Below are 17,995 nucleotides of genomic sequence, written 5' to 3' on the forward strand. Positions count from 1 at the left end.
CCATCCCTTCACCGGCTCACGACGCTCCCCAACAAGAACGATGAAAACTCAACTCTTTGCCAATCCACTCGTCGCGTTCATTTGCGTGGCATGCGTATTCTGCAGCACCGCGTCCGCTCAATCCCTACCGCTGGTGCATCCGCTGTTCACCGACCACATGGTCTTACAACGCGACATTGAAACGCCAGTCTGGGGATGGACCACACCAGGCGAAAAGATCTCTGTGGAGTGCGCCGGCCATTCGGCGAACGCGACGGCCGATGCTGACGGTCGTTGGATGGCCAAGCTCGCCGCGTTGCCTGCGGGTGGGCCTCACGAATTGACCGTGACCGGACCGTCATCGATCACGATCAGCGACGTTCTTGTCGGCGACGTCTGGATCTGCTCGGGTCAGTCCAACATGGAGTGGTCGGTCCAGATTTCCAACAATGCCGCAGCAGAGATCGCGGCGGCCGACCATCCCAAGTTGCGGCTGTTCACCGTTCCCAAACGCGTTTCGACCGAGCCTCAGCAGACGGTCAACGCTCAATGGCAACTCTGCACGCCGCAAACCGTCCCCCAGTTCAGCGCCGTGGGCTACTACTTTGGTCGTGACCTGCAACGCGAATTGAACGTGCCGATCGGCTTGATCCATACGTCGTGGGGCGGAACGATCGCCGAAGCGTGGACGAGTGCGGAGTCCCTCAACACGATGGAAGACTTCCGCCCGGCTGTTTCCGCATTCCAGCAGATGGCCGAGGCACAGAAAAACGGCACCAATTCACTCGATGCGGCGATGGCCAAATGGTGGAACGACAACGATCCGGGTTCCAAACAGTCCTGGTCCCGGCCAGACGCCGCAACGGATGCCTGGAAAGAAATGACCGTGCCTGGTAACTGGGAAGACCGTGGCTTGGGGCAATTTGATGGCATCGTGTGGTTTCAAAAAGAGTTTGAGTTGTCAGAGGCGGCCGCTGCCAAGGATGCCGTATTACATCTCGGTCCCATCGACGACCGCGACACCACGTGGGTCAACGGAAAGCAAGTCGGCAGCATGAACGAATGGCTTCCGTCACGTGATTACAAACTTCCTGCCGGCACACTCAAGGCCGGACGAAACGTGATCGCGATCCGAGTGCTCGATACCGGGGGCGGCGGCGGTCTGCACGGTCAACCAGATCAATTGCGAGTGGAGATTCCCGGCGGCGAATCCGTCGCACTGGCCGGTCAATGGAAATACTCCGTCAGCACACCACTGGAAAAGACTTCGCCAGTGCCACAGCAACTCAACAGCAATCCCAACGTGGTCACCGTGCTGTACAACGGCATGCTCGCGCCGTTGGTTCCCTACGCCATCAAAGGTGCGATCTGGTACCAGGGCGAATCCAATGCCGGTCGCGCGAGGCAATACCGCACATTGTTGCCAACCATGATCCACGATTGGAGGCAACAATTCGGTGTCGGCGATTTTCCTTTTCTCGTCGTCCAGCTCGCCAACTTCATGAAGGTCCAAGAGCAGCCGGTCGAAGGCGGTTGGGCGGATTTGCGTGAAGCACAATCGCTGACCGCACGAAACGACGAGAACGTCGGACTGGCCTTGGCGATCGACATCGGCGAAGCCAACGACATTCACCCACGTAACAAGCAGGAGGTCGGTCGCCGGCTTGCCCTGTCCGCTCTCGGAATCGCCTACGACAAAGAAGTCGTCTACAGCGGACCCGAATACGCGTCGGCCGATTTCCGAGACGGAAAAGCCATTGTGAAGTTCAACCACGTCGGTGGCGGCCTGAAGGCCAAAGGCGACAAGCTGATCGGCTTTGCCATCGCCGGTGAGGACAAAAAGTTTGTCTGGGGCGATGCAGTTGTCCAGGGCGACACGGTCGTCGTATCATCACCAGCAGTCCCCCAACCCACGGCGGTTCGCTACGGTTGGGCCAACAATCCGACGTGCAACTTGTACAACGCCGCTGACTTGCCCGCGTCACCCTTCCGTACCGACGAAGACTGATCGATTGTGGTGACCTGCACGTGGGATAGGCTGGATGGCTTATCCCACTGCGAATCATCCCGTTGCGTTAGGGTTTGTCATTTCCGATTCGGAAAAGATCAGTCTCTCCGCGCAAGTAGATCTGGCCATTTGAGATCGCCGGTGATGCAAAGGCTCTCTGGCCGAGCGGGTTCTCGGAAACGACATCAAACGCGTCACCAGAACGCACGATCGTCATCACGCCTTCGTCACTGAGAAAATACACCAGTGATCCGGTGGTGACCAACGACGCGCTAAAGTGAGGGCTCATCCTTTCTCGCCAAACCTGCTCGCCGGTTTCCGTGTTGAAACAGTGAGCGATCCCACGATCGTCGGCGACATACAGATGATTGCCGGCCACGACCGGTGACGGGACATAGGACTTGGCCTCCGTGCTGTGCCATGCCACATGAGTATCGGTCACGTCGCCACTGCCGTCTTTGCGAATTCCCATCACGTGATGTGTGGGAAAGCCGGCCGACATGTAGTACTTGTCCGCATCATCGACCATCGAGGCCACAAACTGCTCCGTAGGCCCCTCGACGGTCCACCAAGTCGATCCGTCGCGTGGGTTCAAGCTGGTGATCTGCTTGCTGCCGGAAAAGACGATGTGTGGTTGCCCGTTCACTTCACGCAACAGTGGCGTGACATAGCTGCGAGTCTTGTGACGACGCGGCGTTTTCCAGACCGTCTGCCCGGTGTTCCGATCCAACGCGACCACGTAGGAGTCGCCGTCATGATCGCCGTTGACGATCACAAGCGATTCGAACAGCAGAGGACTGCTACAGTAGCCGTGAACGCTTGAAAACTGCCCCGGACGAACGAGCCATTCTTGATTTCCGTCAAAATCGTATGCCGCAACGACCATGTTGCCCGAAGCGGTTTCCGCGTCTGAGTCGGCGGCGTCTTGGTTCGTGTTTTCCAGAAAAGTCACATAGACCAGCGAACCATCGGTGGCCGGCGTCCCCGAGGCAAAACTGTTCAGCTTGTGTTTCTTTTCCAGGGGTGCGTCGATGACGGTCTTCTGCCAACGCAAATCTCCTGATTCGGTGTCAAAGCAGAGCAGTTCTCGTTTTTGATCGTCAAGCAAGCAGGTGGTGACGAAAACATTTTGACCGTGAACGATCGGCGAAGAATGGCCGACGCCAGGCACGGGAACTTTCCAAACAACACCTTCGCCCGTTTCCCCGTTCCATTTTGTCGCTGCGCTCGCTTCCATGCTGGTCCCATCGCCACGCGGTCCCCGCCAAGCCGGCCAATCCTCGCCCCAAGCCGGCGACAGGGTCAAACAAAGCACGGACAACAGCAATGCAGAGGGCAATCTCATGGCGGAACAGATACTGAGGGGAGTGGTGGGACTGTCAGCGCGAAGCACTACGTCGTCAGGGAATTGTTGCATTCTCGCCGTAATGGGATTCGCCAAAATTCGTTGTGCTTAGGGTCGGTTGGTGTAGCCGGAAAGTTGCGCGCGAGCGGCTGAAGCCTGGACTCCAACTGCAAAACGTAATGGGATTCGCCAGAATCCCCTTCTTTCCAAGCCTACTCAGGAATTCTGGCGAATCCCACTACGAAAAGGTTGAGCGATGTTGCGTAAGGCAGGATCCATAGTATAGCAAGCAATCTGAAATCAAATTGCGACCGACAAAATCACGGCAAGGGAACAGCAGGCCAATGTACGAAACGACTTACGGCGACCGCGTCTTGAGGGGTGCTGAGGCGAGATTGATCGCGCATGCTGCGTGGAGATTCACCGACGACTTGCGCAATCATGTGCCGTCCGATGGCAGGGCTGATATGAACCGGGGCGACAGCGTCATCTTTGAAGCATTGTCGCCGGAACAGAAGATCGTGATGATCGACCGCGTCACTCTTTACTTACTCGATGAAACGGTCGATGCGCCTCCCTGCACGGCATTACTGGATGCGACGATCGCAGCGTTGTATCGACAGGTCTACGATTCGGTGAACATCGAGATCGATCTCGATCACACGTCGTCAACTTCAGGCCCAGAGGGAACCCTGGAGCGTGAACAGGTCATCGAGGCCTACCTCGTGAATGCGGACGTAGAGGATCCAGATTTCGAGGCACCGGACCCCGAGTGTCAGGACTTGAGCATTTGGCAAGGTATCATCGATAGTCTACGTGATCGAGTTCTGCAGGACGAAGATTGGCTTTTGGAATCTCCCCTGATGGATATCGATCCAGATGAATCTCATGCTGTTCGGCAAATCGCCGGGATCGATCGTGACTATTTCACTGACATCGCACCCGACGCGGACGTCGAGCAAGCCGCGTTGGCATGGAGCAATATGCTGAAGCGGCTCACGGGCGAGCGAGTAGAAACATGGCGTTTCGGAGGTCACATTCCTGGGCCGCTGGAGCAAGACTTGCCGCCGCCGCTCGATGTGCTGAGGTTTGATGACGAGAACGAATCGTTCCATGAAGAGCAGGTCTCTACGGCGGATTGGGAGCAACTCGAACCCGTCTTGCTGTCCGACGTGATTGAGGAAATGCAGTGCGGCAACAGTGAGTGGTCATCGTTCGTCAACAAGCGAACCGGAAAAGTCATCGGCCTGCCTGCGGATATTTTTTCCTACCTGGAGGATGAGGCGGCAGGTGATTCGACAGGTTATTTTGGCAATGGGACAGACGAGATGCTGCAAGAGGCCAGAGAGATCGAGGAGTCGAATGATTACGAGCCCCTGCCCAGTTCTTACGATATTCACGAATGGGAAATCATGCGTGAATTCTGTGAGTCGTTGCCGAATGAAGAAGATCGGGAGCAGCTTGAAAATGCGATTCACGGCAAAGGTGCCTTTCGCAAGTTCAAAGAAGCTGTCCGAGAACTGAGCATGGAGTTTGAATGGTTTCAGTTTCGTGACTGGAAATTCGAACTGATCGCAATTCGTTGGCTGGAAGAAAACTCGATTCAATGGGTGCGCGAGAGAGTTGCCCCGGACGAGCCTCCGTTCTGAGACCGTTCGCGAGGTGGGTTGTCAGCAATGTTGCAAGTGTCGCGAAACAGGCAAAGTGTTTCCGATCGCACCTGGAGCCGCTGCGGGGAGTATAATCGGAACTCCCGCCTGCCCTGCCTCGCTTCCCCGCCTTGCCGACGCTCCCGTGAACCTGATGAACGTCATCCTACGTTTGTTCTTGATCGTGCTGCCCATGGTTGCTAGCGCAGCAACTGTTTCCGCAGCAGAATCGTTTGAGTCGTTCTTGAACACACACTGCTTGCGGTGTCACGGGCCAGAGAAAGTCGAGAGGGACTTGCGGATCGACCAATTATCGCGTGATTTCAAAGTCGGAGCCGATAGCCATCTGTGGGCCGAGATTGTGGAGCGGATCAATGCGGGAGAGATGCCGCCCGCGGAAGAACCACAGCCCACGGAAGATGAGATTGCCAGTGTCGTCACGCAGCTTGATGCTCGCATCCGCGAAGGAAGGGCGGCGAGAATGGCGACTCGGCCACCGGTCGCACACTATCGTCTCAGTCGACGCGAATACCAAAACACCGTCTACGATTTACTCGGTGTTCGCTACGATCCGACTCAACCCGGTGAGCTGAATGCCGATCCTCTTTGGCAAGGTTACGAACGAATTGGCGCGTTGCTTTCATTGTCGCCGTCGCACGTGGAAAGGTACTACCGAGCGGCAGAGATCGTTTTGGATCGTGCGTTTCCTCAACAGTCGGTCACGTCACAAACCATTCGCAAAACGGCGGCTGAGATTCGTTACGGTGGCGGCAAGCAACAACAGGAATATCTCGATCGATTTGGCATCAAGCGTCCGCTTCGCGCCTTGATCTTTCCGGGACGACTACAAGCTGCGTTGCGTCCCAACTGGCTGGGACGCGTTGGGCCCGAACACAGTGGATTGTATCGTGCCAGAATACAGGTCAGCGGGATTCGCCCTCCCGGCGGCCAACGGGCACACTTGCGGATCGGCCAGAGCACGGGTGAAGCGACGAACGAAGGACTGATTGAACTGGATGTCTTGGCACCAGAGGACCAACCGGAGATCATTGAGTTCGAAGTGTTTTTAGAGATGCCCGCAAGTCTCGATTTCAACGTCGTTGTCACCGACATCATTTCACGAGACAAAGGTGGCCATCATCGCAACATCCTGGGCGGTTCCAACTACATCTTCACTCATACCAGTGAGACTCAGTTGTTGAATCCGACCGGACCCAAACTCTTTGATGAATCCGGCAACGGGATTTTTTCGTTCGTGTTGCTGGATTGGATCGAGTGGGAGGGACCGATCGAGAGCGACACCGAGCGGGCGACACGCGTCGGTTTGTTTCCGCCTAATGACGCTAGCCTGGACACGGTCACCGATCATTTGCAGCGATTCGCCCAGCGTGCTTGGCGACGTCCGGTCAATCCGACGGAGCTACAGCACTACCTCAATGCCTACGAGACGGAACTTGCCGCCGGTGAAAGCGTCTCGTCTGCGTATCGAGTTGCTTTGCTGGGCGTGCTGACCTCGCGAAACTTTGCCTACATCGTGGAGGGCGAGACTCAACCGCGTACACGATTGACCGACTGGGAACTGGCAACACGCTTGTCATACTTTTTGTGGAGTTCCATGCCCGACAACGAACTATTCGATGCGGCAGGCGGTGGAGCGTTGTCTGGAGACGAATTAGCCACGCAAGTGGATCGCATGCTGGCGGATCCCAAAGTCGATCGGTTCGTTAAAGATTTTCCGCGGCAATGGTTGCAATTGCATCGTTTGGGAATGTTTCCGCCCGATGGCAAGTTGTACCCAGACTATGACGTGTGGCTGGAAACCAGCATGCATGAAGAAGTCGTTCACTACTTTCGCGAGATGTTTACCGGTAACCTGCCCATCGACGCGTTCCTCAAGTCCGACTGGACGATGGTCAACCCGCGACTTTGCGAGTTTTACGGATTGCCCGAACCGAGCACCTCAGGCGTGCAGCGGGTGTCGTTGCGACAAGAGGACCATCGTGGCGGGCTGTTGACGATGGGTGCGATCCTCGGCCTGACCTCCGACGGCACTCGACATCGTCCGGTGCATCGTGGGGTCTGGGTTAGCGAAGCCATCTTTGGAAAAACGCCTCCGCCCCCGCCGGCAAATGTCGACCCGATCGAGCCGAATCCGCCCAGCAGTCCCAAGGCAACCATTCGACAGAAGATTGAAGCCCATGCGCAGAACGCGAACTGTGCCGCTTGTCATCGCAATGTCGATCCGCTCGGACTGGCATTCGATCAATTCGATGCGATTGGACAATGGCGAACACACGAACGAGTCGATCAAGGTACCGGCGAAGATCCGCCGGTGAATGCAAGTGGCGTCATGCCCGACGGTCGTGCATTCAGCGATGCGGAGCAATTCAAACAACTACTCCTGGACGACCGCGACTCATTCCTGAAAGCCTTCGTCGAACACCTGTGCACGTACGGTTTGCGTCGCGTCATGACGGTGGACGATCGTGAGGACATCCAGGCAATCGTGAACGAAGCAAAGCAAAACCACTATCAATTGAAAGACATCGTCCGCGCCGTCGCCTTGTCCGAACTGTTTCGGAAGCGTTAAGAGTCCCTCCAACTCCCTTGAGAACCTTGACATGAACCCATCCTGGATGATCGACCGGCGGCATGCCTTGCGTGGCCTGGGTAGCTTCATTGCCTTACCGCTGTTGAACTGCATGCGTCTCGCCGGCGCAGCGGAAGGGGAGACCCCACGACGAAGTGCATTCATCTACATTCCCAACGGCGTCAATACGCTCGACTATCAGATCACCTCGCCTGGTGAAGGATACGAGTTTTCGCGGTCACTGATGCCGTTGGAAAAGCATCGCGCCGTCATCACTCCGATCAGCGGGCTGCATCATCCGGGTGGATTGGGACATCATCACAACTGCCAAAAGATCTGGCTCACCGGAGGACATCTCGGTCCGACGGATCGCAATACCATTTCGGTCGATCAGCAAATGGCCGAGGTGACTTCACCGCATACGCGTTTTCATTCGTTGGAGATCGCCAACAAAGGCGAATCATTGGCGTGGACGGCGGACGGAATCCGGCTTCCCGGGATGAGCCGATGCAGCGAAATCTTTGCTCATCTGTTCGAGGAACCCAAGAACGGCACGGCAGCGCAACGCCGATCCCTGCGACGAAAGGTCAGCGTGCTGGACGCGAATTTGGAGGAAGTCCGCTCGCTGGAGCGAAAAATGGGGGTGGAGGACAAAGGGCGAATGAATCAGTACATGACTGCCGTTCGTGAAACCGAAATTCGCACCAAGCGCGCTGATGCTTGGTTGGATGTCCCTCGTCCAGAGATCTCTGACGCCGACCGAAAGCGTAATGAACGCGATGTCCCTCAAACGCAGGCGGGAGACTATTTCCGGACGGTTTACGATCTGATCATCTTGGCTTTTCAAACAGATGCGACGCGTGTGGTGACCTTCAGCAGTGGCTTGGAGGGTCAGGGGCTTGCGATTCCCGAGTTGGGGATTTCACAATCGCGTCACGAACTCAGCCATCACAATGGGGACGCAGGGCACATGGAAAAGCTCACACAGAGCGACACCTTCAGCGTCGAACAATTCAGCTACTTCCTGACGCGTCTGGCCGAGACACCTGATTTCAACGGGCGTCCTTTGTTAGACACGACCATGTCCTTGTTCGGCAGCGGCATGGCCTACGGTCACAGTCATGGCAACGCCAACTTGCCGCTGGTGTTGGCCGGTGGAACAGGTTGTGGGCTCATGCACGGCCGCCACGTGGATCTCAACCAAGGTCACTTTGACGGCTATCAACTCGATGAACCTGGCAAACACTACCACCTGTGTAGTCGACCGGCCAACAGTAATGCTCACATGAGCAACCTATTGTTGACGATGGCGCAGAAAATGGGTGTGGAGACGGATCGCTTTGGTGACAGCAACGGTGAATTGGATCTGTGATGCATCAAACAAAAATGATCCAGTCGCTTGCGTTTCACACAAGTCTAGCGTGCTTGATTTGTGTTTCGCTGTTTATCGGATCGCTACACGCCGAGGAACCGTACCGACCTAAGCCGGGTGAGTTTCCGAGTCTGGAGGAATCCAAAGCCTTCCGAGGCGAATTGGTCTTTGTCGATCATGTGAATCGACGAGGCAGCCTGCGACTGCATGTGGACGGCCACTACCAGGAAGGTCGACTTCATCATTTCGCCATGCTGCCCTATGGAATGATTCGCTACCGTGGTGCCCCTGCCGATTTGCGAGACATTCCCATTGGAACGGTTCTTTACGGTCGCTTTTTCTTGCCTCCCGATCCAAAGAACTCTGCTGTTCCCAATGGAAAGGGAAACGACAAAACTGCCCCGGCGGAAAATCACGCGATCCTGTTGGAAGACGGGCCGAGCCTTTGTTTGCGAGAAGGCAAATCTTGGAAGCTCAGGTCGGTCGACATCAAGAACGGCGAAGGTGATTTGGTCGCGAGCCTGCATCGAGAGGACGACGGCGATGGTTTGGGCGGCGAACATAAGTTGACCATCGACAGATCCACACGTATCTGGCGTGGACGGGAGCTACTGGGGACGGACGAACTGACGGCGGATGGGACTTGGCCTGCCGAGGGGCAAAAAGAACTGAGCGGTCAGCCTGTCCAGCTCGCTCTGACTTGGCATCCACGCTATCTCTACCAACAGTTTCATGTCGCCGACATTTGGCTCGATGAAACGGCCATGACGGTCGCGACAGAACGCGTTCGTCAGCGCCACATTCGACACATCCGAACGCGTTGGATGCCTGCGATGGTGGACTCCATCGAATACGGACAATTTGGTCACGCCATTGTGACGACAACCTTGTTCGGTGGCATCGACGAGTCACTCTACGCGGACTTCAAACCCGGCACCAGTGGCAAGATGGCTGCGGCGGAGGACACATTGCGGACTTGGTGGCCCGACCACGACGGAATGGACGGCATGATCGTCGGAGTCGACACATCACCACGGAATCCGCCGCTGGGTAGCAGTGGGATCCAAATCGGGTTCAAAGTCCCACTGATCTTGGAAGGTTTCCGGCCTGGACGAATCGTCCGCATTCGCGCTCAGGGCTGGCCCAATGTCAAACCGCCCGTCGAGGAGCGGGTGCGAGGTTTCGAGGACCGCTGGCCCAGCCCTGAGGTGTTTCAGGACTGACGCAGGGTTACAAGCCGACGTCACCCTGAACGGATTTCACAAGGAACCGCCCAGCATAAGGATGGTTTTTCGAACACGTCGATCGCTCAATCACCGCGTTTGAAACCTGATATTGGACGCCGGGATCTCTAGCCACTAGAATAAGGTCCACTCCCACCATGGCGATTCCCCCCCCCGAATCGCTCCGAGTCCCCCGCCTTTGACTCTCCAAACCATGCCACAACGTCTCGACGATCCTGCTGCGCGTTGGTTAAGAGAAGGATTCTCTCGACGCGGCGATATGACTTCCACGAGCGAGAGGGCGCAAGGGAAATTCTGGCGCATCCCATTACGGAGCTGGGGGATCGCTGCTGGATTCTTGATGGTTGTTCTCAGCATTCAAACTGTACGCGCAGAGACTCCGTCGGTTGATTTTGTCAACGACATCATGCCGGTGCTGACCAAGGCGAGTTGCAATACCGGCGTCTGTCATGCCAAGGCTGGTGGAGGTCAAAACGGATTCGAGCTTTCCTTGCTCGGATTTGAGCCCCAAGACGACTACACGCACTTGGTGCGAGGCGGTCGTGGGCGGCGTGTCTTTCCTGCCGCGCCCGAGCTGAGTTTGATTCTGCAAAAAGCGTCAGGCGAAATCCCTCACGGAGGTGGCATCCGACTGTCAAAAGATTCCAGTGGTTACCGACTGCTGCATCAATGGATTGAGCAGGGAATGCCAGCTTCCCCAGAAAACAACACCCAGGTCACCTCCGTGGAAGTTGACCCGCCCGCGGCAATCCTGAAACCCAACGAGCAGCGGCAGTTGGCCGTGATGGTCAAGTACTCCGATGGCAGTCAGCGTGATGTCACATCGCTGGCTTTGTTTGAGTCCAACGATGACGCAATGATCACGGTCACCGACGACGGGCTGGCGACAGCCAGCGACATCCCCGGCAACGCATCCGTCATGGTCCGCTATCAAGGTCGCGTCGCAGTTCACAGCGCGACCATTCCAATGGCAGCACCAGTGGGCGACGTACCAGAACCGATCAACTTTGTCGACGAGCATGTCTTCGGCAACCTTACCCAGTTAGGAATTCCACCGTCGCCGGTTTGCGATGACGCCACGTTCTTGCGACGCGTGACGTTGGACATCGCCGGGCGACTACCCAGCGAAGAAGAAACCAAAAACTTTCTCGAAAACGAATCTGCCGATCGTCGTATCCAGGTCGTTGATGAGCTGCTGCGGAGCCCGGACTACGCGGACTATTTTGCCAACAAGTGGACGGCGCTGTTGAAGAACCGCCGCGATGATCGCAGCGACATCACATCCAACTTTGCTTTTCACGCTTGGGTGCGTGACAGTCTGCTCGCCAACACACCGTACGATCAAATCGTGCGTGAACTGCTGGCTGCAACGGGAACGATCATCGGCAACCCGCCAGTCGCGTGGTACAAACGCGTGAAAGAGCCGAACCAACAGATCGAAGACGTCTCGCAGCTTTTCCTCGGCGTTCGGTTGCAGTGTGCCCAATGTCACCACCACCCGTTTGAACGATGGAGCCAAGACGATTACTACGCGTTGACTGCGTTCTTTAGCCGTGTCGGGCGCAAACCGACGGCGACGGCAGGCGAAGACCTGATCTTTCACCAACGTGGTGTGGCCGAAGCAAAGAACATGAAGACCGGGACGATGATTCGTCCGATCGCACTGGGCGACCGTGTCGGCGAAATCTCGCCCGATGAGGACCCACGGCTGAAACTGGCCGACTGGATGGCTTCGCCCGAAAACCCGTTCTTCGCCAAAGCGCTCGTCAATCGCTACTGGAAGCACTTTTTCAAACGCGGATTGATCGAACCAGAAGACGACATCCGCGACACGAATCCTCCGACCAACCCTGAATTGCTCGCCGCCTTGGAGCTGCATTTCATCGAGAGCGGATTTGATCTCAAAGACTTGATTCGAGTGATTGCGACCTCCAGGGCCTATCAACTCAGTGCCGCACCGAACGAGCACAACATCGCGGACATGCAAAACTACTCCCGATACTTTCCGAGACGATTGCAAGCCGAGGTTTTGTTGGATGCCATTGATCAAGTGACCGGAGCGACCACCAGCTTTGCAAACCTGCCGCCTGGGACGCGCGCCGTAGCTTTGCCTGACAACAGCTACAACACTTCGTCTCCGTTCTTAAAAGTGTTCGGGCGTCCCGAAAGCACCAGCGTCTGCGAGTGCGAACGTGTTCAGTCGGCTAGTTTGGCTCAAAGCCTGCACTTGATCAACGCGGCTGACATCAAGTCCAAAATAGCGGCGTCAAACGGTCGCGTAGCAAGACTGACCAAGGATGCGAATCCCATCGAAGATCAAGTTCGAGAAATGTACTTGGCCGCGCTGAGTCGTTTGCCCAGCGACGAGGAGTTGCGTATTGCAGCCGCTTATCTGGTCGAGTCTCGCGTCGGTGACGACGGCAAGCCGCTGTCGGAAAACCAGGCCTTGCGGGACAACTTGCAGGATCTCACCTGGGCGTTGATCAACACCAAAGAATTCATCTTCAACCACTAGCACATCATGAATGATCTCCCCAAGACAACTGCGAGACTGGCGGTTGCGGTTCTTGCCTTTTTTGCTGGACACCTCAGCTATGTGAGTGCTCAGTCGGTTTGCTTGCCGGCACCCCGGTTGCTGACAACCATGCCGATGGGCGGCCAAGTCGGTTCGACCGTGGAAGTGACCGTGACTGGCGAATCGATCGAAGGTGCGGAGCAATTGCGGTTTTCGGACCCGAGGATCAGTGCCCTGCCCAAGCTCGACGCCGATGGCCTGCCGCTGGCGGGAAAGTACACCGTGACGATCTCGCCGGACTGCCCTCTGGGAATTCACGAAGCCCGGTTGATGACCCCGTTGGGGCTTTCCACGTCACGTGTGTTCTCGGTGTCGTCGCTGCCAGAAGTGATCCAGGAGAAACCAACACCAACCGCCGAAGCCCCGATGGAGCTGGCGATCAACACGATCTGCAACGCAACAATGCCGGTTCGAGCGGTCAACCATTACTCATTCACTGCCAACAAGGGGCAACGTGTCTTGGTGGAGTGCGCCGCCGATGGGATCGATTCCAAACTGAAAGCCGTGCTGATCGTCGCGGACGAAAAAGGTCGTGACTTGATGGTCGAAAGGCGAGGCGGAGCGATCGATTTCACGGCTCCCAAAGACGGGATCTACCAAGTCAAGGTTCATGAGCTGACGTTCAATGGCGGTCCAGAGTATTTTTATCGACTTGCGATTCGAGATGTTGCGGGTGACGTGATCCCCGATCCATTGCCGTCAACGCAACAAGTCAACGCGTTTTCGTGGCCTCCGCCGGGCTTGTCCGCTGTGGCAGAGATGCGTGAGATCGAACCGAATCAAGACACGACTCAAGAGATCGGGCTGCCGTGTGACATCGCCGGCAGCTTCTATCCCGCCGCCGATGTGGACACCTTTGAGTTTAATGCCAAGAAAGGCGAGATGTGGTGGGTGGAGGTTGCGTCTCAGCGACTGGGCTTGCCAACAGATCCATCCGTATTGGTGCAACAAATCGTTGACGAAGGCGACGATCGCAAGTATGTGGATGTCGCCGAATTGAACGACATCTCAAGTCCGGTGAAAGTTTCCAGCAACGGATACGCCTACGATGGACCGCCGTACAACGCGGGCTCCAGCGACGTGCTGGGTCAGTTTCAAATCCAAATGGACGGTCGCTATCGATTGCAACTGCGAGATCTGTTCGGCGGCACTCGCAACGATCCACGCAACGTCTATCGGATGGTGATCCGCAAAGCCCAGCCAGACTTTGCGCTGGTCGGATGGGCGTTGCACATGATGTTGCGCAACGGGGATCGCAATGCACTTTCCAAACCGATTGCGCTTCGCCCTGGAGCGACCATGGCATTGGAAGTCGTCGTGATTCGCAAGGACGGGTTTGACGGCCCGATCGAACTCAGAATGGACCACTTGCCCGAAGGCGTCGCCGCACAAGGGTTGACGATCCCCGCCAAACAATCGCGAGGCATTATGCTCGTCACGGCCGCGGAAGACGCCCGGCAGGATATGTCGATGGCCGATTTCTATGGCACCGCCGAGATCGATGGGCAAACCGTCACGCGACGCTGTCACCTGGCATCGATGAAATGGCCCGTCAAAGACGGCAAGTCGGAAATCCCCAGTCCAAGGTTGCTGGCCGATGTTCCGATTTCGGTCAGCGCGATCGAGAAAACGCCACTGACGATCTCGCCTCAAGAAGACAAAGTTTGGGAAGCGAAAGCGGGCGAAAAGCTGACCATCCCGATGGTTCAAACATCCAACGCAAAGTTTTCGGGAGCGAACCTGAGCCTCAGCACGTTTGGCGGCGATATGGAGCGTAACCCCACGTTCGACGTCTCGCTCACGGCTGATCGAACCGAAGCCGTGATCGATCTGGCCAAAACCAAAACCCCGCCTGGCGATTACACGATCGCCTTTTACGGAGGCGCTGTCGTCAAGTACGCAGCGAATCCGGACGCTGCCGACGCCAAGACCAATGACATTGCCGACATCATCGTCACCCAGCCCGTCCACATCCGAGTGTTGCCGGAAGAGAAAAAATGAATCCTTCACAAGAATTGTGCTGTCCGGGTCCTGACGCCGCAACGCACAACATAGCCGCGAATCTTGCCGGTACGCGACGCAGTTTTATGAAAATGGGCATCGCCGGTTTTGCGAGCCTCAGCCTGCCAGCGGTCATGCGATTACGCGCGGCCAGTCTCGCTGCAACCGGTTCGACTGCGGCAAGCGAAAAGACCGCCGTGATCTTGGTGTGGAAACCAGGCGGATGCTCTCACATTGACACCTACGACCCCAAACCCGACGCGGGCAGCGAGTATCGCGGACCCTTTGGCATGATCTCGACCAAAGTGACGGGAATGAAGTTCACCGAGTTGCTGCCCAGACAGGCCGCGATCGCTGACAAGTTCACGCTGCTCAGGAGCATGAAACAAGGTGCCGGCGGACACCCGGCCGGCTCGATGCAGATGTTTTCCGGCGACGCCGACACACGCGACAAACCCAAACCGAAGTATCCCGACTGGATGTCGGTGGTCAACTATTTGCGAAGCCAAGAGGGGCCGCGAGAGAATCCGTTGCCACGATACGTCGGCGTCAGTGGGCCATCGACGTATAACGGCCCCGCGTATTTGGGCGATGCCTACTCACCATTCTCAGTGACCGGCGACCCAAATTCTCCCGATTTTGTGGTTCCCAACATCGGGTTGTCCAGTCAAAACGAAGCCGAGAGGATCCGCCGACGCATCGGTCTGCGAGAAAAGCTTGACACGATGTCTCGCGAGTTTGACCGATACGGCGAACTCGGAGCGTTGGACGAATTTGAATCGCAGGCGATGGCATTGCTGACCAACCCCAAGACCAAAGACGCCTTCGACTTGACCCAGGAAGACGACAAGACCCGAGATCGCTACGGTCGAAATGCTTGGGGGCAACAGTTGCTGTTGGCGCGTCGATTGGTCGAGGCCGGAGTCGAAGTATTGACGACCAGCTTGCGTGGTCAACTTTGTGGCCGCGTCAGCAACTGGGACGATCACGCGGTCAACCACCACGTGTTCGACGCGTTGCGTTTCCGCGCCCAGGCGTACGATCAAGCCGTCACGGCGTTGATCGAAGACATCCATGAGCGTGGTTTGTCCAAACGCGTGCTGGTTGTGGTGACGGGTGAGTTTGGACGGACGCCAAAGATCAATTATCAACCCAGCACCGGGGCGGGCAACGCGAGTGCAGCGGCCGGAACCAAGCAACCAGGACGTGACCACTGGCCCCGAGCCTTCTCAAACATCTGGGCCGGCGGTGGAATCGAGACAGGACGCTTCATCGGTTCAACGGACAAACGCGGCGAAGACGTCGTGGAGCGACCATGCGGCCCCGGTGATTTCCTAGCAACGATCTATCATCACTTGGGAATCGATTCGTCCAAGGTTTTCATCAAAGACTTCAACGGCCGCCCCACACCAATCGTCGATCACGGAACACCGATCCCAGAGCTGATGGGATGAAATAAGTCGTAGGTCATGCTACGCATGACGAAGTACGGTACGCCCGTCCTCACGATTGGCCGTCTGGAACTGTGGAAAACTTCTAGTGACGTCCCTTACCCCGACCGCGAAGCCGGTCACAGAGAACACCGCGCAACACACCGTATGCGACAGGTCAAGGCTTTAAGTTGGTTGGCAGGGAAGCCAACGCCTCCTTTCTCGCAAAGATGCGTCCCCCCTGAACCACAACCACAAGCAGTCAGCACTCCACTTCAAGGCACACCACGAACTCAACCAACCAAGACCCGATTAAGTTCAACTGCAGCCGTCACCGGGTACGGGGAGACATCGTTGCGCTTACTCGAAAAGCGAACCACCCGTACTCCGGTGTATGTTATGGATATGCTGTCGGATAGCGGCGTTTCAATTCAGCAGCTTAAACGAATTGAGAAACATTTGAACCTCCTCCTCGGATATTCCACTGCCGACGTCCTTCTGCACGAACATGGAAATACTTTTCGAGTTGTCAAGCGATGACCGTGAAACCGTCATCAGAGGATTCATACAGTTGCCAGCCATCGGGAGGGCTCGAAACAGTGTCCGAATCCAGATTATCGTTTGGTCCGTCGTCTTGCTCCACAAGTAAGCACCCCAGCAACGGTCTTGTAGGATAACAACCACAGCGGTTTGGCTTGAGATTTGCACTTTTACCTGGAGGATCAATCCTGTCTTTTGCTAGCATCGCCCTGCCCCCAGGTGATGTCCAGCCGGGAGGATCCAATGGCACGTCCTGTCTTTAAATTTGCTCTGCCAGATCGGCGGCAATTGAAACAGCTTGAACAGATGAAGTCGCATCACCGCTTGCCGTCCCATCGTCGGCGGGCCGAAGCTATCTTGTTGAGCGTCAGAGATTATTCCGCCGCTCAGATCGCTGACATTGTACAAGGACATCCTGACACGGTGCGTCGGTGGATCGATCGGTTTAACCAGCATGGGATCGATGGAATCACTGACAAGCCGAGAAAGGGAGGTGATCCTGCTCTCAATGATCACGAGCAATCGATCCTTCGTGAACTCATCGAGTGCTATCCCAATCGTGCTCGCACGGTGCTCAGCAAGCTCAAAGAGGAAACCGGAAAGCAGATTAGTCGATCGACACTGCGTCGCTACTGCCATCGCTTTGGTTTGAACTGGAAACGCTTTCGAAAGAGTCTCCGCAAAAAGCGAGATCAGGCCAAATTTGACAAGGCGAAGAGAAAGATTGCCAACTTGGCCGCGAGGCCCGATCGGGATGTCTACTACTTTGATGAATCCGCACTGACGCTCCGGGAAGTCGTGCCATACGGTTGGCAACCTGTGGGCGAACGAATCGAAGTTCCGGTGACCGGAGGATCTCGACCAAGCCTTCAGGCCCTCGGCTTCCAGTCGTGCGAGGGTGACGTTCACTGCTACCTCCATCGTAGCAATGTGAGCACTTGGACGGTCACGTCGGTGATTGATCATTTCATCTCGACGTTGACGCGACCGGCTACAATCGTCATCGACAACGCGTCGGTCCACACCAGCGAGGAGTTTCGTCGTCAAGAATTGGTATGGCAGCAACGCAATGTGGAATTCTTTCGGATACCACCGTACAGTCCTGAGTTGAATCGAATTGAACGATTCTGGGAGAAACTCAAATATGAATTGATGCCGGTCCAGGCCTGGGAAACCTTTGATGATATGCTGGAGTGCGCGACTGCGTGCATTGCAAATATAGGAACCGTATTTCATATGCCGTCGCTGGTTACACAATAACC

Annotated in this window: 10 protein-coding genes; 9 read left to right on the forward strand and 1 reads right to left on the reverse strand. The window is 56.2% G+C overall.

Going from position 1 to position 17,995, the window contains the following annotated elements; translation table 11 throughout:
• Positions 1–40 precede the first annotated feature (40 nt).
• Positions 41–1,987, forward strand: coding sequence for a sialate O-acetylesterase (locus Pla52nx_RS29475; RefSeq protein ID WP_146521518.1), 1,947 nt, complete (start codon positions 41–43; stop codon positions 1,985–1,987).
• A 67-nt stretch (positions 1,988–2,054) separates the two neighbouring features.
• Here Pla52nx_RS29475 and Pla52nx_RS29480 read toward each other — a convergent pair whose 3' ends face one another.
• The gene (locus Pla52nx_RS29480) at positions 2,055–3,332 is read right to left on the reverse strand and encodes a PQQ-binding-like beta-propeller repeat protein (RefSeq protein ID WP_146521519.1); all 1,278 of its coding nucleotides are present in this window, start codon (positions 3,330–3,332) and stop codon (positions 2,055–2,057) included.
• Positions 3,333–3,676: 344 nt separating this feature from the next.
• On the opposite strand from Pla52nx_RS29480, the gene Pla52nx_RS29485 reads away from it, so the two are divergent.
• From Pla52nx_RS29485 to Pla52nx_RS29520, 8 genes are all read left to right on the forward strand, one after another.
• Complete coding sequence (locus Pla52nx_RS29485; protein WP_146521520.1) at positions 3,677–4,981, forward strand: UPF0158 family protein; 1,305 nt, start codon at positions 3,677–3,679, stop codon at positions 4,979–4,981.
• Positions 4,982–5,135: 154 nt separating this feature from the next.
• Positions 5,136–7,571, forward strand: coding sequence for a DUF1592 domain-containing protein (locus Pla52nx_RS29490; RefSeq protein ID WP_146521521.1), 2,436 nt, complete (start codon positions 5,136–5,138; stop codon positions 7,569–7,571).
• A 31-nt stretch (positions 7,572–7,602) separates the two neighbouring features.
• A complete protein-coding gene (locus tag Pla52nx_RS29495) occupies positions 7,603–8,943 on the forward strand; it encodes a DUF1552 domain-containing protein (protein ID WP_146521522.1) in 1,341 nt (446 codons plus the stop codon).
• The gene (locus Pla52nx_RS29500) at positions 8,943–10,166 is read left to right on the forward strand and encodes a hypothetical protein (RefSeq protein ID WP_197454805.1); all 1,224 of its coding nucleotides are present in this window, start codon (positions 8,943–8,945) and stop codon (positions 10,164–10,166) included. Before Pla52nx_RS29495 ends, Pla52nx_RS29500 begins: the two co-directional genes overlap by 1 nt.
• A 361-nt stretch (positions 10,167–10,527) precedes the next feature.
• The gene (locus Pla52nx_RS29505) at positions 10,528–12,702 is read left to right on the forward strand and encodes a DUF1549 domain-containing protein (RefSeq protein ID WP_342190281.1); all 2,175 of its coding nucleotides are present in this window, start codon (positions 10,528–10,530) and stop codon (positions 12,700–12,702) included.
• Between the two features lie 6 nt (positions 12,703–12,708).
• Entirely contained in the window at positions 12,709–14,763 is a 2,055-nt protein-coding gene (locus tag Pla52nx_RS29510) for a serine protease (RefSeq protein ID WP_197454806.1), read from the forward strand.
• Positions 14,760–16,217: a DUF1501 domain-containing protein gene (locus Pla52nx_RS29515; RefSeq protein WP_231742158.1), complete on the forward strand. Its 1,458-nt coding sequence runs from the start codon at positions 14,760–14,762 to the stop codon at positions 16,215–16,217. Before Pla52nx_RS29510 ends, Pla52nx_RS29515 begins: the two co-directional genes overlap by 4 nt.
• A 759-nt stretch (positions 16,218–16,976) precedes the next feature.
• Positions 16,977–17,993 (forward strand): IS630 family transposase, encoded by a 1,017-nt coding sequence (locus Pla52nx_RS29520; protein ID WP_197454807.1) that lies wholly within the window; start codon positions 16,977–16,979, stop codon positions 17,991–17,993.
• Positions 17,994–17,995: the final 2 nt, after the last annotated feature.

The organism is Stieleria varia (genome assembly GCF_038443385.1).
In the GTDB taxonomy this organism is placed as follows: Bacteria; Planctomycetota; Planctomycetia; order Pirellulales; family Pirellulaceae; genus Stieleria; species Stieleria varia.